This window comes from Acinetobacter lactucae, assembly GCF_001605885.1.
GTDB classification, from domain to species: domain Bacteria; phylum Pseudomonadota; class Gammaproteobacteria; order Pseudomonadales; family Moraxellaceae; genus Acinetobacter; species Acinetobacter lactucae.
This window is the reverse complement of record NZ_LRPE01000038.1, coordinates 202,717-225,470: the sequence shown is the minus strand read 5'-3', so window position 1 is coordinate 225,470 and position 22,754 is coordinate 202,717. Positions and strand designations below refer to the sequence as shown.

21 protein-coding genes and 1 riboswitch are annotated in these 22,754 nt (G+C 39.9%); of the genes, 12 read left to right on the top strand and 9 right to left on the bottom strand.

Annotated elements, in window-relative coordinates:
* Positions 1-113: 113 nt before the first annotated feature.
* Together AWW73_RS15665 and AWW73_RS15660 are read right to left on the bottom strand one after the other, a co-directional pair.
* Positions 114-1,916: an acyl-CoA dehydrogenase C-terminal domain-containing protein gene (locus AWW73_RS15665; RefSeq protein ID WP_016143466.1), complete on the bottom strand. Its 1,803-nt coding sequence runs from the start codon at positions 1,914-1,916 to the stop codon at positions 114-116.
* Positions 1,917-2,206: 290 nt separating this feature from the next.
* Positions 2,207-2,584: a hypothetical protein gene (locus tag AWW73_RS15660; protein ID WP_062850114.1), complete on the bottom strand. Its 378-nt coding sequence runs from the start codon at positions 2,582-2,584 to the stop codon at positions 2,207-2,209.
* Positions 2,585-2,717: 133 nt separating this feature from the next.
* On the opposite strand from AWW73_RS15660, the gene baeS reads away from it, so the two are divergent.
* Positions 2,718-4,376 carry a sensor histidine kinase efflux regulator BaeS gene (gene baeS, locus AWW73_RS15655; protein ID WP_062850142.1) on the top strand — a complete coding sequence of 553 codons (1,659 nt, stop codon included), beginning with the start codon at positions 2,718-2,720 and terminating at the stop codon, positions 4,374-4,376.
* Between the two features lie 21 nt (positions 4,377-4,397).
* Positions 4,398-5,084, top strand: coding sequence for a response regulator (locus AWW73_RS15650; RefSeq protein ID WP_031949287.1), 687 nt, complete (start codon positions 4,398-4,400; stop codon positions 5,082-5,084).
* Positions 5,085-5,153: 69 nt separating this feature from the next.
* On the opposite strand, the gene AWW73_RS15645 is transcribed toward AWW73_RS15650, so the two are convergent.
* The 3 genes from AWW73_RS15645 to AWW73_RS15635 all read right to left on the bottom strand — a co-directional run bounded on the left by AWW73_RS15645 (position 5,154) and on the right by AWW73_RS15635 (position 8,515).
* Positions 5,154-5,735, bottom strand: coding sequence for a L,D-transpeptidase family protein (locus tag AWW73_RS15645; RefSeq protein ID WP_062850113.1), 582 nt, complete (start codon positions 5,733-5,735; stop codon positions 5,154-5,156).
* A 65-nt stretch (positions 5,736-5,800) separates the two neighbouring features.
* Positions 5,801-7,243: a protein adenylyltransferase SelO gene (locus AWW73_RS15640; RefSeq protein WP_062850112.1), complete on the bottom strand. Its 1,443-nt coding sequence runs from the start codon at positions 7,241-7,243 to the stop codon at positions 5,801-5,803.
* A 99-nt stretch (positions 7,244-7,342) separates the two neighbouring features.
* Positions 7,343-8,515 (bottom strand): acyl-CoA desaturase, encoded by a 1,173-nt coding sequence (locus AWW73_RS15635; protein ID WP_057106957.1) that lies wholly within the window; start codon positions 8,513-8,515, stop codon positions 7,343-7,345.
* Positions 8,516-8,723: 208 nt separating this feature from the next.
* On the opposite strand from AWW73_RS15635, the gene AWW73_RS15630 reads away from it, so the two are divergent.
* A complete protein-coding gene (locus AWW73_RS15630) occupies positions 8,724-9,257 on the top strand; it encodes an META domain-containing protein (protein WP_062850111.1) in 534 nt (177 codons plus the stop codon).
* A 27-nt stretch (positions 9,258-9,284) separates the two neighbouring features.
* Here AWW73_RS15630 and AWW73_RS15625 read toward each other — a convergent pair whose 3' ends face one another.
* The 3 genes from AWW73_RS15625 to AWW73_RS15615 all read right to left on the bottom strand — a co-directional run bounded on the left by AWW73_RS15625 (position 9,285) and on the right by AWW73_RS15615 (position 12,595).
* Positions 9,285-9,998: a glycerophosphodiester phosphodiesterase gene (locus tag AWW73_RS15625; RefSeq protein ID WP_062850110.1), complete on the bottom strand. Its 714-nt coding sequence runs from the start codon at positions 9,996-9,998 to the stop codon at positions 9,285-9,287.
* 74 nt (positions 9,999-10,072) lie between these two features.
* Positions 10,073-10,651: a cob(I)yrinic acid a,c-diamide adenosyltransferase gene (locus tag AWW73_RS15620; RefSeq protein ID WP_062850109.1), complete on the bottom strand. Its 579-nt coding sequence runs from the start codon at positions 10,649-10,651 to the stop codon at positions 10,073-10,075.
* Positions 10,652-10,744: 93 nt separating this feature from the next.
* Positions 10,745-12,595 (bottom strand): TonB-dependent receptor plug domain-containing protein, encoded by a 1,851-nt coding sequence (locus tag AWW73_RS15615; RefSeq protein WP_062850108.1) that lies wholly within the window; start codon positions 12,593-12,595, stop codon positions 10,745-10,747.
* A gap of 24 nt (positions 12,596-12,619) precedes the next feature.
* A riboswitch (cobalamin riboswitch) is annotated at positions 12,620-12,826 on the bottom strand.
* Positions 12,827-12,952: 126 nt separating this feature from the next.
* Here AWW73_RS15615 and AWW73_RS15610 point away from each other — a divergent pair.
* Genes AWW73_RS15610 through AWW73_RS15595 form a run of 4 tightly spaced genes read left to right on the top strand, consistent with a single transcriptional unit; the run spans position 12,953 to position 16,383 of the window.
* Positions 12,953-13,621, top strand: a complete 669-nt coding sequence (locus tag AWW73_RS15610; protein ID WP_062850107.1) for a phosphoribosylanthranilate isomerase — start codon at positions 12,953-12,955, stop codon at positions 13,619-13,621.
* Entirely contained in the window at positions 13,596-14,825 is a 1,230-nt protein-coding gene (gene trpB, locus AWW73_RS15605) for a tryptophan synthase subunit beta (RefSeq protein ID WP_002116129.1), read from the top strand. The genes AWW73_RS15610 and trpB overlap by 26 nt, the downstream gene beginning before the upstream one ends.
* A 12-nt stretch (positions 14,826-14,837) precedes the next feature.
* On the top strand, positions 14,838-15,350 hold the full coding sequence (locus tag AWW73_RS15600; RefSeq protein ID WP_062850106.1) for a DUF1543 domain-containing protein: 513 nt from the start codon (positions 14,838-14,840) through the stop codon (positions 15,348-15,350).
* A 37-nt stretch (positions 15,351-15,387) separates the two neighbouring features.
* Complete coding sequence (locus AWW73_RS15595) at positions 15,388-16,383, top strand: DUF2804 domain-containing protein (RefSeq protein ID WP_062850105.1); 996 nt, start codon at positions 15,388-15,390, stop codon at positions 16,381-16,383.
* A gap of 8 nt (positions 16,384-16,391) precedes the next feature.
* Here AWW73_RS15595 and AWW73_RS15590 read toward each other — a convergent pair whose 3' ends face one another.
* Complete coding sequence (locus AWW73_RS15590; RefSeq protein ID WP_057106969.1) at positions 16,392-17,267, bottom strand: metal-dependent hydrolase; 876 nt, start codon at positions 17,265-17,267, stop codon at positions 16,392-16,394.
* Positions 17,268-17,388: 121 nt separating this feature from the next.
* Between AWW73_RS15590 and AWW73_RS15585 the strand changes: the two genes are divergently transcribed.
* The 5 genes from AWW73_RS15585 to AWW73_RS15565 all read left to right on the top strand — a co-directional run bounded on the left by AWW73_RS15585 (position 17,389) and on the right by AWW73_RS15565 (position 22,713).
* Positions 17,389-18,438, top strand: coding sequence for an AraC family transcriptional regulator (locus AWW73_RS15585; RefSeq protein WP_062850104.1), 1,050 nt, complete (start codon positions 17,389-17,391; stop codon positions 18,436-18,438).
* A 246-nt stretch (positions 18,439-18,684) separates the two neighbouring features.
* Positions 18,685-19,488, top strand: coding sequence for a tryptophan synthase subunit alpha (trpA, locus tag AWW73_RS15580; protein ID WP_002116163.1), 804 nt, complete (start codon positions 18,685-18,687; stop codon positions 19,486-19,488).
* A complete protein-coding gene (gene accD / locus AWW73_RS15575; protein ID WP_016143083.1) occupies positions 19,485-20,381 on the top strand; it encodes an acetyl-CoA carboxylase, carboxyltransferase subunit beta in 897 nt (298 codons plus the stop codon). The genes trpA and accD overlap by 4 nt, the downstream gene beginning before the upstream one ends.
* Positions 20,378-21,664: a bifunctional tetrahydrofolate synthase/dihydrofolate synthase gene (gene folC, locus AWW73_RS15570; protein WP_062850103.1), complete on the top strand. Its 1,287-nt coding sequence runs from the start codon at positions 20,378-20,380 to the stop codon at positions 21,662-21,664. The genes accD and folC overlap by 4 nt, the downstream gene beginning before the upstream one ends.
* Positions 21,655-22,713 (top strand): SPOR domain-containing protein, encoded by a 1,059-nt coding sequence (locus AWW73_RS15565; RefSeq protein WP_057106947.1) that lies wholly within the window; start codon positions 21,655-21,657, stop codon positions 22,711-22,713. Before folC ends, AWW73_RS15565 begins: the two co-directional genes overlap by 10 nt.
* Positions 22,714-22,754 lie beyond the last annotated feature (41 nt).

Sequence of the window (22,754 nt, the reverse complement as noted above, 5' to 3'; positions counted from 1 at the left end):
AATGGATATGGAATTTAAAGTGTAAATTTATCATTGATTTTATAAAAAAAGGACCGTCAAAACTGAGCAGTCCTTTTTTGTTTTTTAACATTGCATATCGCAACTAACTATGGTTAGAAAGCGAAATGTTCAGCATCTAATGACATTAATGGATCTAGACCACCAGCAATAACATCTACATGTGAGCGAACACGTGGCAAGATTTTTTTGAAGTAGAAGCGAGCAGTAGTTACTTTCGCATTGTAGAAGTCAACATCGGTAGTACCGGCTGCTAATTTCTCTTGTGCTACAAGCGCCATACGAGCCCATAGGTAAGCTAAAGTGATATAACCTGAGAAGTAGAGGTAATCTACAGCAGCAGCACCGACTTCATCTGGATTTTGCATCGCACGCATACCGATTTGCATAGTCAGATCGCCCCATTCTTTGTTAAGAGCTGCAAGCGGCTCAACAAATTCTTTCATAGCAGCGTTGTCTTTGTTTGCTTCTACGAATTTATGGATGATCTTAGTGAAGTCACGTAGCATTGCACCTTGAGTTTGCAATACTTTACGACCTAACAAATCAAGTGCTTGAATTTCAGTTGTACCTTCATACAAGCAAGCAATACGTGTATCACGTACGATTTGTTCCATGCCATGCTCAGAAATAAAGCCATGACCACCGAAGACTTGTACACCGTGCTTAGCAGATTCAGAACCTGTTTCAGTTAAGAATGCTTTTGCAATTGGAGTCAATAAAGACAAGATGTTGTCAGCAAACTTACGCTCTTCTTCAGTTTCGCCTTTTTCAACGACGTCAGCATATTGAGCAAGTAAGTAAACAAGAGCACGACCGCCTTCAGCAAACGCTTTTTGAGTTAAAAGCATGTTACGAACAGCAGGGTGAACGATAATAGGATCTGCTTCTTTTTCTGGAGCTTTAGGACCAGAAAGTGAACGCATTGCTAAACGTTCTTTCGCGTAAGTCAACGCACCTTGGAAAGATGATTCAGACGCTGCTAAACCTTGAACAGCAGTACCAATACGTGCTGTGTTCATGAAGGTGAACATACAGTTCAGACCACGGTTTTCAGGTCCGATCAAGTAACCTTTCGCTTGGTCAAAGTTAATGACACAAGTTGCGTTACCATGAATACCCATTTTGTGTTCGATAGAACCACAACGTACCGCATTACGTTCGCCAATAGATCCATCTGCATTTACATTGAATTTAGGAACGATGAATAATGAGATACCTTTAGTACCTTTTGGTGCACCAGGTAGGCGAGCAAGAACGATATGGATGATGTTCTCAGCCATGTCATGTTCACCAGCAGAGATAAAGATTTTCTCGCCAGAGATTGCATAGCTACCATCAGCATTTGGTTCTGCTTTAGTACGGATAATACCTAAATCTGAACCTGCATGAGACTCAGTTAAGCACATCGTACCTGTCCAAACACCTGAAACAAGGTTTGGTAAATAAGTATTTTTTTGTTCATCAGAACCGTGATGTTCTAATGTACGCACAGCTCCGTGAGACAAGCCTGGGTACATACCCCAAGACCAGTTTGCTGTACCAACCATTTCAGAAATTGCAATACCTAAAGAGTTAGGTAAAGCCTGACCACCGTATTGTTCTTCTGCTGATAAAGACGGAAAGCCAAGTTCAATATATTTTTGATAAGCTTCTTTAAAACCTGTTGGAGTAGTGACTACACCATCATTCCAAGTACAACCTTCGCGGTCGCCAACTTGGTTTAAAGGAGAAAGTTCATTTTCACAGAAGTCCGCCGCAGCTTCTAAATATTGATCAACCAATTCACGGCTTACGTTACCTTGGAAATCAGGTAATTTTGCATAGTGTTCTTCAGCATTTAATAATTCATGCAAAACGAATTGCATATCACGTAAGGGCGCTTTGTATTGTGGCATATCGGGTTCCTCAATACTGGTGAAACCAGAGTTATAATCTTAATCTATGATAATGTGCCATGAGGCACCTTGGACTACTACATCGTGCAACAACTTGCATAACTGTACAAGCACCTCAGGACCTTTACTTTGTGACTGCAAAGTCAAGAAAAAAATACTTAAATGATGTAAGTGCTTTGAGTGTAAATACTTTTGGTTATGTTTATATGATACAAATAGTCAAAATCGTAAATAGTTATGTATAAATAAAAGGCGCCTATAAGCGCCTTTTATTTCATGATTTTTTAAAATTATTTTGCTTGAGCTGATGCAGGAGCAGGGGCGTTAACTGGTGGTTGAGGGCGTTTTGGTTCAAAACGAAGATTACAAGTGCCTTCAAGTGTTTTATCGCCAACTTGAACATTTACTGTTTGTCCATTGGCCTTGCCATCACAAGCTTTTTGGATTTGTTCAAAACGCGCTTTGCGTTCTGCACGATGTTGTTCCCATGCTGCTTTTTGCTCTGGTGTGAATTCACGATGCTTCATACGGTGGTGACCCTCACGTGGGCCATCATGCATCATTCCACGCTCTGGCTTTGGTGGCTGAGTTGTCGATTGACACGCCGCCAAACTTCCCATTGTTACAATTGCCGCACTGAATAATGCAATTTTTGCCGTCATTTTCATGTTTAAAAGCCTTTTAATGTTGTGTTTTAAGATGGCTTAAAGATTAGATAATAAAGATGTAGAAACAATGGAGAGTTTTTCTTTTCGTTGTTGGTTACAATGCAAAATATAGCGTAAAAATGAGAGAGTGCTTTTGAACGTTCTACGTGTTCCCATTGCATTACGGTTATTTTTGACAGTCTTGCTCACCACATTGCTTATTGCGACTGCAAGCTTGAGCGTTTTGCACTGGACAATGCAAAAGAACTTTGCCAAATACGTGGCTGACGTTGAAATGCAGAAACTCGACCGTCTCATTACCAATTTGGGTGATGTCTATACGGTCTACCATGATTGGGGGAATGCGATTCAGGCACAGATTTTACAAATCGAAGGAACTGCGGCTCCCGATGACTACGATCGTCTCTCACAGTGGTGGCTTCGTCGCCAATATGACATTGCCATACAGCAGCATTCTTTTGATGAACATACGCTTATCAATATTTCACCTCAAGTTGCACCAACAAATAAAAATACTATTTTTAGTGATGAAGAGTTAAGAACACTTGAGCAAAATTTACCTTCACAATATCAACCTTTTGAAGGATTACGTTTCCCTTTAAGTGCAAACCAATTTCGTCCAAGTGATGATAAAAATAAATCAAAGAAAGGAAGCTTAAAAGATATTGAAACCCAAAATGGTAAGAAGCGTTTTATCGCTTTGCCAGACCGCTTAGGGTTGAGTTCGCGTTTATCTCTATATGACGCTCAGCACCAGTTTGTCGTAGGTGAACCACCTTCTTCAGATCAGATGTCATTTCGGCCGATCATCTTAAATAATCAAGTGGTGGGATATTTAGGTTTAAAACCCGTTTTGGATAAAGAAGATGCTCTGAGTATTAATTTCTTTAGTAATCAAAAGCGCTATTTACTCTTAATCTATGCTTTGACTTTACTTTCAAGTTTAGTTGCAGCGCTATTAATGGCGACTTATTTTAAAAAACCGATTCAGCGTTTATTAAATGCAACCAATGAATTAACTAAAGGAAATTATCAGCATCAAGTTGTGATTAAGCGAAATGATGAGTTGGGTGATTTATCAACCCAATTGAACCATTTGGCGGAGATTTTACATCAGCATGAAGAGTCGCGACGTCAATGGGTGGCAGATACTTCCCATGAATTAAAAACGCCTTTGGCTGTATTACAAGCACAAATTGAAGCAATGCAAGATGGGATTCGAAAAGCAACGCCTGAACATCTAGAGGCGATGATGCGTCAGGTTTCAAGCCTGAAAAAATTGACTCAAGATCTTGCAGACTTGGCGCAGGCAGATGCTCAGCAGCTTAAGTGTTATTTGAGTTCTGTAAATCCATGGGAAGTGGTGTTACAAGAAGTTGAAAACTTTAAACCAAAACTTGAGCAGGCTGGTCTTGAAATTCAGGTTGAAGGGACAAGTTCTCCGCTATTATTAGACCGTGATCGATTTAAACAGATTGTTGTTAATTTAATTAGTAATAGTATTCGTTATACAGAAACAGGTGGCAAAATTCATATTCATACGAGCCAGACTCCTCAAGAGTGGACTTTGTATGTCGATGACAGCCCTTATGGTTTAAGTGATGAGCAGTTATCCCGTTTAGGTGAACGTTTCTATCGCGTAGATGATTCGCGTACGCGTAGTACAGGTGGAACAGGGCTTGGCTTGGCTTTGTCTTGTAAAATTGCGCAAGCGCTTGATGGTACACTCAGTTTTGAACATTCACCATTAGGTGGTTTACGTTGTGTACTTACTTTTAAAAAGCAGAGTTAAATATAAAAGGAAAAATATCTCATGAAACATGTGATGTTGGTTGAAGATGAAGTGGAATTAGCACATTTGGTGCGTGATTATCTTGAAGCTGCCGGTTTTGAAGTAAGTATGTTTCATGATGGTCAAGATGCCTTTGCGAGTTTCCAACAACGTAAACCGAATTTGATGATTTTGGACTTAATGGTTCCTCGAATGGATGGCTTAACGATTTGCCGTAAAGTTCGTGAACAATCAGATTTACCGATTATTATGGTCACTGCCCGTACCGAAGAAATTGACCGTGTATTAGGTCTCAACATGGGTGCTGATGATTATGTATGTAAACCATTTAGTCCAAAAGAGTTGGTGGCTCGCGTACAAGCTGTTTTACGCCGTTTAGAGCGTAAGGCAGAGCCTGAACAAAATGATTCTTTCCGAATTGATAAAGCTCAGCAAAGAATTTGGTATCAACAAAAATCATTGAGCTTAACGCCAACCGAATTTCGCTTACTTGAGCTATTTTTAGAGCATGTGGGGCAAGTTTATTCACGTGCACAATTATTGGATCACATTAATCCAGATAGCTTTGATGTTGCCGATCGCGTAATTGACAGTCATATCAAAAACTTGCGCCGAAAAATTAGTGAAGCGGCTGAAACTGGTAACCGCCATGAGTGGATTCAAGCAGTTTATGGTGTAGGTTACCGCTTCGAATACCCTGAAGAATAAGCCTTCATAAAAGTTATTCTGTGGATAACCACAATGTTATCCACAGAAAATGTGGATAGTTTTAAAGAGTTATGGATAAATTATAATCTTGGTGTGATTGGGTACTAATTGCCAAATTTCATCTATATCTATATTTCTAACCGCGATACATCCTAACGTCCAATCCTTATGGGGCATATAAGTCGAGCTAAAAGGCATCGAGAGTAAAGATTTTGGAACAGATCCATGAATCATGATATCTCCACCTGTTGGTTGATTATGTTGCTTGGCATAAGCAATATCTTTCGCATCGGGATAGGAAATATGCAAAGATTTATAGTACGCACTTTGTGAGTTACGCCAATCTATAGAATAAACTCCCTCAGGTGTTTTTCCGTCATTTTCAAAATGTTTATGTCCTTTGGGATTAAAGCCAAGACGAATAGGATATTGCCGAATTACCTCTTCATTATTTTTAAGTAGAAGTACGCGTTGGTTTTTAAATACTTCAATTGAGGTGATGGGCTTTGTCTTGATGAGTTCTAATATCTCTTTATTTGAAAGCGCTTGATGACTTGGCGTAAAAGTTGGTAAATATTTTTCATATTTATAAAAAGCGATTCCGAGTGGAACTATAAGAAATGTACAAATAATGATAGGTATAATTTTCATATATTATTCTTTGATGTTTAAGAAACTCTCCTAAGCGATTTAAGAGAGTTTTAGTCTTTAAAGTATTAAGAAGAACAGCTCACTGCTACATCTGGAACGTCACTTGGTAATGGCCCCAAATCTTGTGGTTGCTCAAGCTCTAGTTGTCTTGTGTAAGGGTGATTAAGTAGCTTAAATAAGCGGTCAACTTCACTAAAGTCATCTCGTTCAGCGGCTTCAATAGCACGCTGTGCCATGTGATTACGTAAAATATAAACTGGATTTGCTTTTTGCATATTCGCATCCAGCTCATCAGTATCTTGATGCTCACGAATGCTTTCATATTGGCTAAGAAACGCATCAAACTGTCGAGTATCAAGACAATCATCTCGTAAAGCTTTGTATTCTTTATTTTGAAGACGAATAAAACTTTGCGTGTAATCAAGTTGTTCAGTTTGTAAGATTCTTAAAAAAGCAAAACTACAATCCAGACTGTCTTTATGGAAATGGGGAAGTCCCATTTTTTGACATAAACCTTGCCCATAGTGCTCTAAAAAGATCGGTTCAAATTGTTCTAAGCAACGTGCTAACTCTTCTTTGAAATGATCTTTTTGTTCGGATTCAGCGAGAGGAATTAAGTTGTTTAACCACGTCCATAAGTTCCAATGGCCTATACTCGGTTGATTTTGGTAAGTATAGCGACCTTGATAATCAGAATGGTTATTGATCCAGTTCGGACGGAAACGCTCCATAAAGCCATAGGGACCAAAATCGAGTGTTGAACCTGTAATATTTAAGTTATCGGTATTCATGACGCCGTGAGCAAACCCAACCAATTGCCATTTCGCAATCATGATTGCAGTACGCTCAACTACCTTTTGGGCAAAGGATAAAATTGGATTTTCGGATTCTAGGCATTCTGGATAATGCCATTCAATACATTTTTGAGTGAATTCTGACAGCAACCCAGGCGCGTACTGATTAATCCATTCAAAGTGTCCTAAACGAATATGACATTCAGATGTTCTGAGTAGCATTGCGCCAAGCTCTAGTTTTTCACGCTGTACGCCTTGAGTCGAGGTTGTAAAACCGACTGCATGACTAGAAGCGACGCCTAAAGCATTTAGAGCATGTCCTGCTAAATATTCACGGACCACAGAACGTAATACTGCTCGCCCATCTCCCATTCTTGAATAAGGGGTAGGGCCTGCACCTTTTAGATGAAGGTCGATGGTTTGACCCTTTGTATTTATTATTTGCGCAATTAGTAAGCCACGGCCATCGCCGAGTTGGCCAGCCCATTGTCCGAACTGATGACCAGCATAAACCATAGCCAGAGGAGGAAATTCAGTGAATGTAAGCTGTCCGCTACAGATCTCAACCCATGCATTTTTATCATCTTCTGACCATTGCAGTTCATCAGCCAAGGCACTGTTAAAATGTCCTGCTTTTGCACCACGCAAAGGTGATGGTTGCTGAACATGAAATAATTTAGACGGAAGCAAAGGATAGAGTGGATTAAACTGCATAGGTTTAGCAAAATAGAGAGAGCGGATTTCACTATACCATAGTTAAAAAGCGAGCATAAAAATAGCTCCCGAAAGAGCTATTTTAGATCAGAATTTATTTTAGTCTGATACTACATTGGTGTTCTTTTTAATGTTGCGCATTAAAGTTTCTAAACACTCACGATGATGACTTAGACGATGCTCAAGTAATTGGAAATCAACTTTAAGCTTATGATCCATTTTATGGATTTTTTCAGCCATCGCTGCTTTTTTCGCTTGTAGCTCTTGCTCTTTAAGCTTTGCCCAGTCATTTAATGTATGGGTAAAAGCTTCGTATTCCTGAGCAATACGTTGTTTCATCTGAGTCATATCAGCATTTACATCGTGACCATAAATAGCAAGGTCTTGTTCAGCATATTTAAATTTCATCGCTAATTCAGCTTTCTTAATATTAAAGCTTGGAATACGACGTAAATTTTTAGCTAGACCGAGTTTAGAACATGACCAAATTAACCATTTTGTTGGATCATATTGCCACCATTTCACACCATTACGATAGTCGTATTGGAAGATGTGGTGATAGTTATGGTAACCCTCACCCCAAGTAGCAATAGCCAACCAGAAATTATCACGTGCAGTGTTTTCGTCTGTATACGGACGTTTACCCCACATGTGACAAAGTGAGTTGATAAAGAATGTAACTTGATGGCTAATGATTAAACGCAATAGACCACCTAAAAGGACTACGCCCCATAAGTCGCCAGTTGCCCAACCAATTAAACCTAAAATACCAACATGAACTGCAACTACAAGTAGCGCATAATATTTATGCTGGAACATGACCAATTTATCATTGAGAAGGTCTGGTGCATTTTTAAAGTCAGGCTCAGATGGAGAATGATCGCGGATCATCCAACCCATATGGGCATACCAAAAACCACGTTCAATTGAATATGGATCTTCATCAACATCATCAACATGTCGATGGTGAGTACGGTGACCAGATGCCCAGAACAAAATACTATTTTGTACGGCAAATGTTCCACCGATCATTAAAAGAATTTTAAGTGGTAACGACGCTTCATAAGCTCGATGAGCCCAAAGGCGATGGTAACCAGCAGTAATCCCCATACTACTTAGAGCTAAAAGAAAAAATAAGCTTACCCATGCGCTTACACTAAAATCATAATAATACGCATAAATCGGGATTATGATTGCGGCAAGAATTGGTAAACCAATTAAGGTAATGCTAGCGGTCCAGTTAATTGGGGCTTTGAGTGGGGCGGAAGTCATATCCGGCAGCGCTCCTAGAATCCTTGTGAAACAAGGTACAAAGACAAAACGACATAGCAAAACCAATCATCAAGATATATTGCTATTCTATCCTTCATATTAGCACGTGCTTAGTGAGAATCACTAGCATTATTGTACAGATGTATTGAAAGAACCGTAACAGAATTAAACTATGTCAAAAAGTTTTTCAAGCAGGAGAAGTTGTTTAATGAACGTACAACGATTGAAAAAAAAGAACAGCATTGATATTTCTAGAAAATTATCTTTGAAGTGCGTCTTGGTCACAATCAGTCTTGTATTAGCCGCATGTCAAAGTGCACCTGAACAAAATACAAAAAAAGTTCAAACAAAAAGAACAGTTCATCAGACTCAAGCCCCTATTGTAAAAAAGAGAGTGAGTCCGGATGGCGTTCAAGATATTGATTGGCAGATCACCCAGATCAGTGGCCATAAGGCAAAATTCTTTACACAGTGGCCGACGCTCTCTTTAAATTCTGCTATCAAAACGGTATCAGGCCATACTGGATGTAACGCAGTTTTTGGTCGTTATACATTTGATTTTAGCCAACAAAAACTTGACATGCAGGTAAATGCAGGACATTTAAGCTGTGATGGTGCTTTGGCCCAAGAGGCAGAGCTGGTGGATGCTTTGCAACGTATTCAACGCTTCCAACTCGTAGGTAATACGCTATATCTACTTGATCAGAGTGGGCAACGCCTTATTCAGGCACAAAAGAAATAAAAGGTGGTTTTACCACCTTTTTTATATTTATAGAGCTTGTAACATCGTGGTTGGAATATCTGTAATTAACCCTTGTACATCTAAATCCTTAAGTCTTTTTGCTCTTTCTACATCATTTACTGTCCAGACACTAATATTTAAGTCGGCCTGCTGTGAAAGCTGAATCATTTCATCTGTTGCTAGTTGATCGTGCCAGCCAATATGACAGCAACCATATTGATGAGCGAGTTCAATTGCTGTTGCTCCAACTGGAAGCTCCACTAATAATCCACGTTTGAATTGAGAGTTTATGTCGCGTAAGGCAGTTAAAATTTGAAGATCAAAGCTTGTGATGGTGACGACTTTCTCAAAACCTTGTAATTCGGCCTCAAGCTTTTGAACAATTTTTTCTGCTAAAACCATGTCTCTTACAGCTTTCACTTCGACTTCAATATGATCGAAGTTATCAAGTAAATTTAAAACGCCTGTGAGAGTTGGTGTTGGCTCTGAACTTGGCCAGTCAGGCCAGTTTTGACGATGATCAAATGAGAGTGCTTGAGCCAAAGTAGATTGCTCAACAATTTGATCTACTCCAGCTGTACGTAAAAAATTATCATCATGGATTACGACCAACTCTTCGTCTTGAAGCTGACGAATATCAAATTCGACACCACGAATACCTAAATTTTTTATGTGCTGAAAACCGCCTAGTGTATTTTCAGGAGCTTCTTTGCGTGCACCACGATGACCAATAATGCGCATAATTTTCTTCTATGAAATATTTTGACTATGGTCTCTTTGAAAAGAGCAGAGACCATGTTTAATCTAATCTATTTTTAAATAATCTCATTAATATTTTTTTGCCAAAGCACTTCTTGACCACCTTCGGCACGCTGTAAAGCTCGTGATGCAACAAATAACCAGTCAGATAGGCGATTTAAAAGTTGAAGGGCAGTGGCTTGAATATTTTGATCACGAGTTTGTACTGACATCAGAGATCGTTCTGCACGTCGACAAACAGCACGTGCTTGATGAGCGTAACTGCACGATAAAGTGCCAGACGGCAGAATAAACTCTTTAAGCATAGGCAAATCTTCATTCATACGGTCAATTTCTTTTTCAAGAAACTCAATACAAACGGGCTGGAGTAAATTGTAATTTGGAATACAAACCTCTCCACCTAAATCAAAAAGCCAATGTTGAATAAGACTCAGGCTTTTATCCCAATTGGCCTTGTCAGTTACTTGGCTATTGGTGATTTGAGCACGAAGTACCCCAATTATGGCGTTAAGTTCATCGACATCACCAAGTGCTGCAATTCGTAAATCGTCCTTGGCAACACGAGAACCATCGCCTAAACCTGTGGTACCTGAGTCGCCTGTGCGTGTATAGATTTTGCTTAAACGGTGTCCCATGATGTATATCCTGAACATAAAAAAGGGATAATGTCGGTCAGAACATTACCCCGAAACTGGAGTTAAGAAAATATTTTTATAATAAAGTTTTGCTTAGTAGCTCAAGGTCACACCAGCAGATGCAAGACGGCCACTGGCAATATAGTATGAACCGACTTCTTTATTCCATGCAGTCTTATAGTCTGTATCATATAAATTTTGGATATTAGTAAAGATTTTGACATTTGGGTTCATTTGCCAATAAGCGTTAAAATCAATAGTAGTATAGCCTGGAACATCTTGTATATCTTTTGCTTTGCCTTTTGCAACAAAAGCTGTGTTGAAGCCATATACACCATTATCCCAACCAATATTCATATTAAAGTTTTGACGTGGGCGATTTGGCGCATCTTGATCAGTTTCATCATTCTTAGGTTGAATGTAAGCATATTCAGCATTGATAAACCAATTATCTAGTGACCATTTTAAACCTAACTCAGCCCCAGTTAAGGTTGCTTTATCAATATTATAAAATACGAAATTTGTTGCAGCAGAAGATACCATCAAGTTATCAACCTTAGTTTGATAAACCGAACCATATACATTTAAGCCGTGATTTAGTTTTTGATCAAATCCAAGTTCATATGACACACTTTCTTCTGGTTTTAAATCTGGATTTCCTCCCCACCAAGCTGGTTCCGTAATAATTTGTCCTACAACTGGTGCACGGAAAGCTGTACCAATATTTGCATATACACTTGTGGTTGGTGTTACAAGAAGGCGCCCCGCAAGTTGTCCAACTGTATGTGTACCAAATTGGTCATTATCTTCTACACGAATACCTGCTTGGGTATTAATGCCATCATGTTGATATTGATGTTGTAAATAATAGCCAGTCGTCTTATTAGAATTATCGAATCCTGTATCGCCACTATAAGCAACTACTTTCTCTGCAGTTGTTTTATTATGTTCTACCCCAAATAAAATATTTTGGCTTGGTGTAAATTGCCATTTAATATTTGAATCTACCTCTTGTTGCTTTGTATTTACAATTGACGGATACGCTGCTTTTATTAAATTATATTGGTCTTCAAATTGAGAAAGACGAGTATTCCAAATAATATTGTTAGTCAAATTAAGGCGGGCGTTAACATTATATAAGCGGTTAGTAAAATCATACGCTTGCGCTGCGCCATAAGAAAAAAAGTCTCCAGTACCTTTATTTTCTTTGATTTCAGCTGATAAAGCATATTGCTCTTTTTCAACGCCAACTTTAGCTGAATATCCTTTTTGATCAAAACCAGCTTTGCGATTGTCATTGCTAATGATTTGATCACCATCTGTTTCAAAACGTTGACCACGAATTTGAGCATAATAACCATCTTGGGCTAAATCTAAACCTAAAATAGATTTATAAGTATTCTTCTCACCAGCTTCGATTGTCGTAAAGATTTTATTTTGTGTAGGAGTTTTTGAAATTAATTGAATTACACCGCCAATAGCATCAGTACCATATTGAACTGATGCAGGACCTCGTAATATTTCAATTTGTTTAATATCGGTTGTATCAAATAAGTGAATATTTTGACCAGCTACAGTCGCAGTATTTGAACGCATACCGTCTTGTAAAAATAGAGTGTGTCCAGCACTAGCTCCTCGGATAAATACAGAAGCTGTTTGGCCATAACCACCTGTTTGATGGATAGTTAAGCCAGCTTCTTTTCTTAATAGCGAGGGTAAATCTGCAATTGGATTTTGTTCTATTGTTTTTTCATCAATAACTGAAATACGCGCCGGAACTTCACTCGCTTTTTCAGCACTTTTTGAAGCAGTGACTACAATTGGATCAAGTTGAGTTGCGTTGGTGGTATCTTCAGCAAAAGTAACAGGTGAAAACCCCATCGCAATAGCGATAGCCCCTACCAGACGAGTAGGTTGAAAAGAATTAGACATAACATGCTCCATACATTCACCCCACGTGAATGATCGGGTAGATAGATGAAACAAGTAGGTCTCCGGACTTCAGCGCCATATTTATGTTATGGACATATTCACCTTCCCACATGATTGCAGTGGTGTAAGTCGCTCTCGACTTAAAAAATATGCTTTACATTGTTACCGTTGCGGGGGCAGTGCCGGACTTTCACCAGCTTCCCTAAAGCATTAATTGCTTACACTTGCTTCCAATTTTACGCAGTATAAAGTGACGATTTATTTCATACAATGTCATTTAGCCCAATTCCCAGAGAACTTTTACGCAAGGGGCAAAAATTGCATTACAATGGCGCTTATTTTAAGAAATGGTTGTAGTTTAAACAGCTCATGAGCCAATCAAACCAAAAACGTACACGAGCAAAAATCTGTGGAATTACTCGCATTGAAGATGTTCAGGCAGTTATTACTGCTGGAGCAGATGCGATAGGTTTTGTTTTTTTCCCGCCGAGTCCAAGAAACGTGACAATTGAACAGGCAGAAGAATTAGCAAAAGTAATTCCACCTTATGTACAAATGGTTGGTTTGTTTGTTAATGCAAGTGCTACTGAAATTCAGGATGTACTTGATTGTGTTCCCCTAGATGTATTACAACTACATGGCGATGAAACTCCTGAACAATGTCAGGAAATAGCTCGCCATTGTAAACGTCGCTGGTATAAAGCGATTCAGGTTAAACCTGATCTGGATGTAGTTGCTGAAATTCAAAAATATCAGATGGTTGGTGCCAGTGCTGTATTGCTCGATGCGTGGCATCCTGAGCTTAAAGGGGGCACAGGACATCAGTTTGACTGGTCTAAATTTCCAAAACTTGATATTCCTTTAATCTTGGCAGGTGGTTTAACCCCTGACAATGTCATTGACGCTATTCATACTACCGGTGCTTTTGCAGTAGATGTGAGCGGAGGCGTAGAGTCCGCAAAAGGTATAAAAGACCAACAACTCATTGAACGATTTATGCAAGGAGTCCAACGTGGATCAGCAAAACAATGTGATTGACTATACACAGTACCCAGATGCTGCAGGGCATTTCGGTATCCATGGCGGACGTTTTGTGTCAGAAACACTCATGGCGGCATTAGAAGATTTAGAAAATCTCTATTCTCGCATGAAAAATGATGAACAGTTTCTGGCAGAATTCGACCGCGATCTAGCCTACTATGTAGGTCGTCCTAGTCCACTTTATTATGCTGAGCGATGGTCAAAAGAGTTAGGTGGTGCGCAAATTTATCTTAAACGTGAAGACTTAAACCATACAGGCTCACACAAGGTAAATAACACGATTGGTCAGGCGTTATTGGCAAAGCTTTCGGGTAAAAAACGTATTATTGCTGAGACTGGTGCAGGGCAGCATGGTGTAGCAACTGCAACAATTGCAGCACGTTTGGGTCTTGAATGTGTTGTTTATATGGGTGCCGAAGACGTTAAGCGCCAAGCCATGAACGTTTATCGTATGCGTTTATTGGGAGCAACAGTTGTACCTGTACAAAGTGGTTCTAAAACGCTGAAAGATGCCATGAACGAAGCGATGCGTGACTGGGTAACCAACGTTGATACGACGTACTATGTGATTGGTACAGTTGCAGGCCCACATCCATATCCTCAACTCGTTCGTGACTTCCAGTCGATTATTGGCCGTGAAGCACGTAAACAGATTTTGGAACAAGCAGGTCGCTTACCAGATGCATTAGTTGCTTGTGTCGGCGGCGGTTCAAATGCAATGGGCTTGTTCTATCCGTTTTTAAACGATGCCAACGTGAAAATGTATGGCGTTGAAGCAGCTGGTTTTGGTATTGAAACTGGTAAACACTCTGCACCGTTAAATGCGGGTCATGTTGGTGTATTACATGGTAACCGTACTTACTTGATGAGTGATGAACAGGGCCAGATTATTGAGACACACAGTATCTCGGCAGGCCTTGATTATCCAGGTGTTGGTCCTGAACATAGCTTCTTGAAAGATATGAAGCGCGTAGAATACGTGCCGATTAATGATACAGAAGCTCTGCAAGGTTTCCGTGATTTAACCAAAATCGAAGGGATTATTCCTGCACTAGAAAGCTCGCACGCGATGGCATACGTCTCTAAGCTTGCACCAACCATGTCTAAAGATCAGATTATTATTGCAACTGTTTCAGGTCGTGGCGATAAAGATTTAATGACAGTTGCACGTATTGATGGCGTAGAAATGGTCGAGATGTAAGAGGATACAACAATGCCAAGTTTGTTTATGGTGATGTTGGGCGGGCGTCATGCCCGTGCTAATACAGAAGTTCATGATGTAGTCATGGCGGTAGGGGATACTTTGGAAGAAGTTTATCCTCAACTTAAACAGGCTTGGTTTGGTGAGGCTCAAGGATTACATATTGATGCTTGGGCCAAGCTCTCAGGAGTTAGCTCTCAAGAGCAAAATTATCAAATTCACTTTACAGATGCTGCTCCACAACCAGATGACTTAAAGTTATATTTAATTAATCTGGGCGGATATAATGCAAATGAATTCGGTGAACTTCACCGTTATGAGTTTGTGGTTGCACCAAATGCGGTAGCTGCCAAACAATTAGGTAAACAGTTTATAGATCAACAGTGGCAAAAAGCACATACAGATCGAGTCATTGATATTGATGACTGCTTAGCAATAGATTGTGTAGCAGGGCGCTATATTCATTTAATAAAAGGCGATTTTGCTGCAACAATTTGGGAAAATACGTATTTGACCGTGGAATAGGTCATTTGAAATCTAATATTCATATGGAAGTGGGTAAATGGATTTAATTCAAGAAAATGGACAGCCTCGCTACGGGCGTTTTGAATCTGTACCGTCAACCATTCACGTACAACATTATATTTATAAAACCCCTTATGGTAAGGTCTTAAAAGGCTGGCGTAAGCAATTAAAATACAAGAAATTTAAATTCTGTGGCATTCAACACAAACACTTTAGTATTGGTCTGGCTATTGCAGATATCGGCTGGGTTGGGCATGGTTTTTTCTATATTTATGATCATGAAACAGGGCAGGTTATTGAGTGGAATGCCATTCAGCCTTTAGGTCATAAAACCTATCTTGATGAACAGCCGTTGTTTAATCAAAGTTATTTTTCTAAATCTCCTTATCAGTTTGATATTCAGCATGCCAATGGTGTGCGGTACATTCGAGTCACAAAATATGGAGAGATTCAACTTAGCGCTCGAATTTTTTGTGCTGGAACCGATATATTAAGTTTGTGTACGCCAACTGGCATCAACGGTTGGACTTATACCCAAAAGCAGTCCACTCTGGCTGTAGAGGGCATGTTTATTAATAAACAAAACCAAGTCGTACAATTTGATGAAAAGACATTTGCATCTTTAGATGATACTTGTGGCTTTTTGCGACCTGAAACAGCTTGGTTCTGGCTTTCATGTAACTTTTGGGATGAGCAAGGGCGGCGTATTGGTTTAAATTTAGCTTCAGGGGTTAATGAAAGCTTTGGTAATGAAAACTGCTTATGGATTAACGGAGTTTTATTTCCACTAGCAGATGTTTTATTTGAAAAAGTAAATGATGAACTTTGGCAAATTAGCTCTTTAGATCAAAAGCTTAATCTGCAAGTACATATTGGTTGGTGCAGGTACGAAAATATTAATTTAAGAATGATCGGCAGTCAGTTCAATCAGTGGCAAGCTAAAATTAGTGGCACGATTGAACATGAGGCATCCGATATAATCAATTGCAATGAACAATACGGCTTACTAGAACAACATTATGCAAAATGGTGACAAGCAGGTTATAAACCTGCTTGCCAGAATGCTTCACCAGCTGCAATTGGGTCATTGGTCTTTTCAAGTGTTTCAATCCAAACTGGATATTGACGAATGACCGGATGCTGACTTGGATGAAAATCTTTTTTAAACCAATCTAAATATTGGCTTTTCATGGCGGTTAATGTGCCATTTTTACCAAAGAACCAAGGTAAGCCTTTAAGGCTCATCAAGAGTCGTTCTCTAGAACTAAAGCCATCACATTTCAACATGACATTGGTGCGATAGAGAGTAAAACCAAACATGAGTACTGTCGTAAGAACCAATACAAAACGACGAGTTGACTCAGGAACTTCACCCACCTGTTTCATGACATCAAAAGCAACATCGCGGTGCTCCATCTCTTCAATGGCATGCCACGCAAACAGTGCTCGAACATAGGGGTGAGCATTTTCTAAAGTTTTTTTATGGCTATAAAAGGTTTCTGCCATTAACGCTGTTAAATGTTCAGCCGCCGCCGTCATCGCAATGTTGTATTGCGGTGAGCGTTTGGTGAGCTCAAAACGAAAAATTCTTTTAAGCGTGGCTGTGAACTGATCAACAGGCATACCTTGTTCTTTCATGAGCTGATTCATTTTGTCATGTGCAATACCGTGTTGAGCTTCTTGTTTAATAAAGTCTGCAACCCGTTTTTGTAGTTCTGGATCATCAATTTTGTCACGGAACATACGAACGCATTCGATGAAATAACGCTCCCCATCGGGAAAGGTTAAGCTGAGTGCATCAAACATACGAGTCAAAAAAGGATCATTATTAAACCAAAAGCGTGGTGCTTCGCTTAAATGAAAATCTAGATCTTTACGAACCACGGGCTCGACTTGATAAGAAACATGTGCGTTCATATTTTTATTTCTCGCATCTAACATGTTCATTAGTATGTCGCGAATGGTCGGCTTTGTTTTGACAGTTATTGCCAATTTTTATACAGTTTGCGACAAGATGGCATTAAAAAAAGGATGAGCCATGCAGGATTTTACGATTTCAAATGGCTATTTTTATCTGTGGAATACCTATCTAAAAGAAAAAGGAATCGATTGGCAGGGATTAAATCTTACGGATGTTCAGGCCCGACAAGTTCAAAATATTTTAGCTTCATCTATTGATGCTCAATCTTCTTTAAATTTTTTTCTTGAACTTTTAGAGCTGACAGAGTCTAGTCTACAAGTTTCTAATTTGGCCTTGGAAATGGCAACTTGTATTACACCTGCCAATTTTGGTGTATTGGGTTATATGGCTTCTCGAAGCGGCAGTTTCTCAGAGGTTCTTGAATATATTATGAAATTTCATCGACTCGTGATTGACGGTGAGCAAGTCGTGCCTATGCAAGTTGAACAAGATCCTTCTAATATCCGTTTGTATTGGCCGTTAGTTGATGCCAGTAATATCATTCTTTGTGAGCTGACGTTAGCGGCTATGGTACAGCTTGCTAAACAAATTGCTCCTTTTCATGATTTTCTCTTGCAGCATGTTGAGTTCGTGCACCGCTCACGTGGTCCATTAGTTCACTATCAGCGTTTCTTTCAATGCAAATTATCATTTGAGCAACCTTACTATGCATTAACTTTTGCAAGTGAAGGATTAAATGTTCGTCCTCGTCATGCAGACCCAACCTTAATGCAACTTTTGGTGAAACAGGCAGAAGAAGCATTGGCTCAGCGCAAATTACATATAGATTTAGCTCAACAGATACATTGGATTATTCATGAATATTTAAAACATAAGCAACAAGCCCCTAAAATAGAGGATATTGCTATCGAGTTGAATATTTCAGTACGAAGCCTACAGCGCCAACTTCAGTCGTTAAACACTTCATTTAAATTAATTTTAGATGCTGAACGCATGAAACGCTGTGAAATATTGCTTCATCAAAATGAAAGTCTGACTACAATTGCTGAACAGTTAGGATATTCGGACCAGTCGGCACTTGCACGGGCGCATAAAAATTTGACAGGACAAACTTTACTCACACGAAAAAGGGAATTGCAACTCGCCCATAAAAATATTGATAAATAAACTTTGAGTGGCGATTTTTTACTCATTCTGCGATCTAATAATGGCTCGAAAATAGGAAGCTTTGATCATTGAGAAAAGTTTCAAAATATTGATAAATGTACGCTATGGGTTGTATGAATCATACAATCGAATATCGCCATAACGTTAGACCTATTCAATGGACAAAAAATAGCGTTAAAATGCGATGTTCTTGTATTTCTACAAACAACTCCTCAATTTTAAATAATTCAAGGAAAGCACAACCCTATGTCACGTCTTGCCACCCGTTTTGAAAAGCTTAAGTCCCAACAACGTAAAGCGCTTGTATCTTATGTTATGGCGGGTGATCCACAGCCACAAGTAACGGTTCCGTTACTGCATAAAATGGTTGCGGCAGGAGTAGATGTCATTGAGCTTGGTCTACCATTTTCAGATCCAATGGCTGATGGTCCAGTAATTGCGCTTGCAGCTGAACGTGCGCTTGCAGCAGGGACCAATACGTTGGATGCACTCAACATGGTAAAAGAGTTCCGTGAGCAGGATCAGGAAACACCTGTTGTTTTAATGGGTTATCTAAATCCGGTTGAAGTAATTGGTTACGAGAAGTTTGTTTCTCATGCGAAACAATGTGGTGTAGATGGCTTATTACTTGTGGATTTACCACCAGAAGAGTCAAAAGAATTTGGTGCTGTGTTGAAACAACATGATATGGACCAAATTTTCTTACTTGCGCCAACTTCTACAGATCAACGCATTCAACATGTGACTAATCAGGCAAGTGGTTTTATTTACTACGTTTCACTTAAGGGTGTAACTGGAGCAGCAACACTTGATACGGCAGAAGCTGCTGCGCGTATTCAAAAAATCAAAAATGCCACTAATATTCCAGTGGGTGTTGGTTTTGGTATTAGTGATGCCGCTTCAGCAAAAGCAATGGGTAATGTTGCTGATGCCGTGATTGTAGGTAGTGCTTTCGTTAAAAATTTTGCAACGTTGGCAGCGGATGACGCTGTTGAACAGACGGTGAGTAAAGTCAAGGAGCTTCGAGCAGCGCTCGATGAGTTAGTATGAATCAAGAAGTGAAACCAGGGAAAGTTCTTAGCCCTTCGACACCATGGACAAAACGTCCGGTTCCAGGTATTGAAGTCGCAGATGAGCAACAAATTCTCAAAGCAACATTTACTGAGCCAACGATTGAATGTCCTGAATGTCATGCACTAGTGACACGTACAGCAATTTCTTTCAATGCTTATGTTTGTCCGCAATGTGATGAACACTTACGAATGAAAGCTCGTGACCGCTTGAACTGGTTCTTCGATAATGTTGTAACTGAATTGGGTCAAGAATTTAGTGCCAAAGATCCATTAAAGTTTGTTGACTCTAAACCGTATCCAGATCGTATGCGTGAAGCGCAAACCAAAACTGGTGAAACGGAAGCATTAATTGCCATGCAAGGTAACTTAAATGGCGTAGATATGATTGCATGTGCTTTTGAGTTCGACTTTATGGGCGGCTCAATGGGTACGGTTGTAGGTGACCGTTTTGTACAGGCTGCCGAGCTTGCAATTGAAAAACGTCAACCATTAATCTGTTTCGCAGCTTCTGGTGGCGCACGTATGCAAGAAGGTATGTTGTCACTTATGCAAATGGCGCGTACTTCTGCTGCGATTCAAAAATTAAAAGATGCTGGCTTACCGTATATCGTGGTGTTAACACATCCTGTGTATGGCGGTGTAACAGCTTCTTTAGCAATGTTGGGTGATATTCATATTGCTGAACCTAAAGCGATGATTGGCTTTGCTGGTAAACGTGTAATTGAGCAGACTGTACGTGAAACTCTTGAAGAGCCGTTCCAACGTGCTGAATATTTGCTTGATCATGGTGTAATCGATCAGATTGTTCATCGTCATGCTTTACGTGATACTGTATCTCGACTTGTATCGAAATTGATGAACTTACCTTGAACCAACAAGCTCCACTTTCAATAGACTCTTTAGATACATGGCTCAATTATTGGAGCCATGTTCACGTTACAGGGATAGATCTTGGACTGGAACGTGTAATTCCTGTTGCAGAAAAGCTGGGTGTAACTCAGCCTAATGCTAAAGTTTTTACAGTAGCCGGAACGAATGGTAAAGGCTCAACCACAACCACACTGGCTGCGATATTAAACGCACAGGGTTATAACGTTGGGCTATATCAGTCACCGCATATCTATCGTTTTAATGAGCGAGTCAAATTAGGTGGAGTTGAAGTCGATGATCAAAGTCTGATTGATGCTTTTATTCAAGTCGATCAGGCTCGTCGCGATTGTGATTTAAGCTTATCTTTTTTTGAAGCAACCACTTTGGCTGCTTTTGTTATTTTTAAACAACAACAATGTGATGTATGGGTGCTCGAAGTCGGTTTGGGCGGGCGTTTAGATGTCGTCAATGTGATTGATCCTAACGTTGCAGTGATTACTAATATTGGCCTAGATCACACAGACTGGTTAGGCGATACCATCGAAAAAATTGCTTTTGAAAAAGCAGGTATTATTCGTCCACATATTCCAGTTATCTTTGCGGGTGAGCAACCATTACCGCAAGCAATTCAAGATAAGGCACAAAGTACACAAGCAGAGTTATATACCGTTAATCGTGATTATTTTTATAAGCTCGCAGATGATGGACAAAACTGGTACTTTGCTTCGGAAGGAACCACTTTAAAACTTCCGTTAGGTATATTAGCGATTGAAAATATTGCTGCGGCGGTTGCTGCTATTTTAAATAGCGGACTTGAGATTTCTCAGTCAGCATTAGAAAAAGGTATTCAAACTGCTCGCTTAGCTGGGCGTTTTGAACAGCGTCAAGTGGATGGGAAGACGGTCATTTTTGATGCTGGACACAATCCACATGGTGTTGAATTTTTGTTAAAGCAATTGCGAAATTTCTTAGAATACAATAAACAGTACACAGAAGTTGTCGCAGTATTTTCAATGCTGGCAGATAAAGATATAAAATCAGTAGTCGATTTATTGAAACCTACTGTTTTACATTGGAAAATTGCTGAATTGAATGTGCCGCGTGCTGCACCGATTCAGCAACTCAATGATGCCTTGCAAGGCCAGACAGTACAACAATATGGCAATATCAAAGAGGCTTTTAAATCAGCGCTTGAGCAAACAAATAACAATCAGCTGATTTTGGCCTGTGGTTCGTTTCATACTTTAGAAGCGATTTGGGAGTATTTGGAAGAATGTCAATGAATAACAAACAACGCTGGATGGGTGGCGTTGTTTTACTAGGAGGTGGTGTTTTATTGGCAGCATTACTTCTAAAAGGAAATGAGGAAATAAAACAGGTTGAAGCTCAACCATCCGCATCCACATCGCCAAAAACTCAAACTAAACCAAAACAGACAACTGAAGGGCAAATGGTACAACTACAACCTCTTGCGGTTGATGTTGAAACTGAAAAACGTTTGCTTGAAGAGCAGCGTCGTGCGCGTGAAAAAGCCGTTGCTGAGCAAGAGGCACGTGCAGCTGAGTTTTTAGCAATGCAGCAGCAAGCTGAAGCTGATGCCGCTCGTAAAGCTGCAGCAGAGTACGCTGCGATTAATGCGCGCCGTACAGCGGCTCAAGAAAGTTCAGATAATATTCCACCGGAGTTAGTGGGTGAGGCGAAAGCTAAAAACCAGCAAACCAATACGGTGAATAAAACAACTGATACTGCAAAACTAGATGCAGAGAAAAAAGCAGCTGAAGCTAAACGACAAGCAGAAGCAGACAAAAAAGCGGCTGATGCTAGGCGTCAAGCGGAAGCTGACAAGAAAGCAACTGAAGCAAAACGCCAAGCGGAAGCTGACAAGAAAGCAGCCGAAGCAAAACGACAGGCAGAAGCAGATAGAAAGGCTGCGGAAGCGAAGCGTCAAGCAGAAGCAGACAAGAAATCTGCTGAAGCCAAGCGACAAGCAGAAGCTGATAAAAAAGCCTCTGATGCTAAACGAAAAGCGGATGCTGAGAAAAAAGCTGAAGCTGAAAAAGCGCGTGAATTGCTTGAAAATGGCGATAAAAAGTGGATGGTTCAAGTGGCTTTGGCTGCTAACCAAGCAAATGCAGATGCGGTTGTTTCTAAATTACGGGCTAAAGGCTATAAGGTAACTACAAGCCCAACCAGTAAGGGTATTCGTATCATGGTTGGACCTGCAAAAGACCGTGAGACAGCAGATGCTGCTCGTAAGAAAATTACTTCTGATTCAAGTTTAAATATGAAATCAGCATGGGTAATTGACTGGGTGCCACTTGATCAGCGATAACGGCTGATTATCCCCTAAATCCAATCAGGAACACTTCAAAA

Coding starts and splice junctions, on each gene's coding strand:
- AWW73_RS15650 (WP_031949287.1), top strand. CDS start 4,398: ATGAAACATGTGATGTTGGTTGAAGATGAAGTGGAATTAGCACATTTG.
- AWW73_RS15600 (WP_062850106.1), top strand. CDS start 14,838: ATGCCAAGTTTGTTTATGGTGATGTTGGGCGGGCGTCATGCCCGTGCT.
- AWW73_RS15590 (WP_057106969.1), bottom strand. CDS start 17,267: ATGAACGCACATGTTTCTTATCAAGTCGAGCCCGTGGTTCGTAAAGAT.
- AWW73_RS15620 (WP_062850109.1), bottom strand. CDS start 10,651: ATGGGACACCGTTTAAGCAAAATCTATACACGCACAGGCGACTCAGGT.
- AWW73_RS15645 (WP_062850113.1), bottom strand. CDS start 5,735: ATGAAAATTATACCTATCATTATTTGTACATTTCTTATAGTTCCACTC.
- AWW73_RS15595 (WP_062850105.1), top strand. CDS start 15,388: ATGGATTTAATTCAAGAAAATGGACAGCCTCGCTACGGGCGTTTTGAA.
- AWW73_RS15630 (WP_062850111.1), top strand. CDS start 8,724: ATGAACGTACAACGATTGAAAAAAAAGAACAGCATTGATATTTCTAGA.
- AWW73_RS15660 (WP_062850114.1), bottom strand. CDS start 2,584: ATGAAAATGACGGCAAAAATTGCATTATTCAGTGCGGCAATTGTAACA.
- AWW73_RS15585 (WP_062850104.1), top strand. CDS start 17,389: ATGCAGGATTTTACGATTTCAAATGGCTATTTTTATCTGTGGAATACC.
- AWW73_RS15640 (WP_062850112.1), bottom strand. CDS start 7,243: ATGCAGTTTAATCCACTCTATCCTTTGCTTCCGTCTAAATTATTTCAT.
- AWW73_RS15625 (WP_062850110.1), bottom strand. CDS start 9,998: ATGCGCATTATTGGTCATCGTGGTGCACGCAAAGAAGCTCCTGAAAAT.
- AWW73_RS15565 (WP_057106947.1), top strand. CDS start 21,655: ATGTCAATGAATAACAAACAACGCTGGATGGGTGGCGTTGTTTTACTA.
- AWW73_RS15665 (WP_016143466.1), bottom strand. CDS start 1,916: ATGCCACAATACAAAGCGCCCTTACGTGATATGCAATTCGTTTTGCAT.
- AWW73_RS15635 (WP_057106957.1), bottom strand. CDS start 8,515: ATGACTTCCGCCCCACTCAAAGCCCCAATTAACTGGACCGCTAGCATT.
- trpA (WP_002116163.1), top strand. CDS start 18,685: ATGTCACGTCTTGCCACCCGTTTTGAAAAGCTTAAGTCCCAACAACGT.
- AWW73_RS15610 (WP_062850107.1), top strand. CDS start 12,953: ATGAGCCAATCAAACCAAAAACGTACACGAGCAAAAATCTGTGGAATT.
- accD (WP_016143083.1), top strand. CDS start 19,485: ATGAATCAAGAAGTGAAACCAGGGAAAGTTCTTAGCCCTTCGACACCA.
- AWW73_RS15615 (WP_062850108.1), bottom strand. CDS start 12,595: ATGGAGCATGTTATGTCTAATTCTTTTCAACCTACTCGTCTGGTAGGG.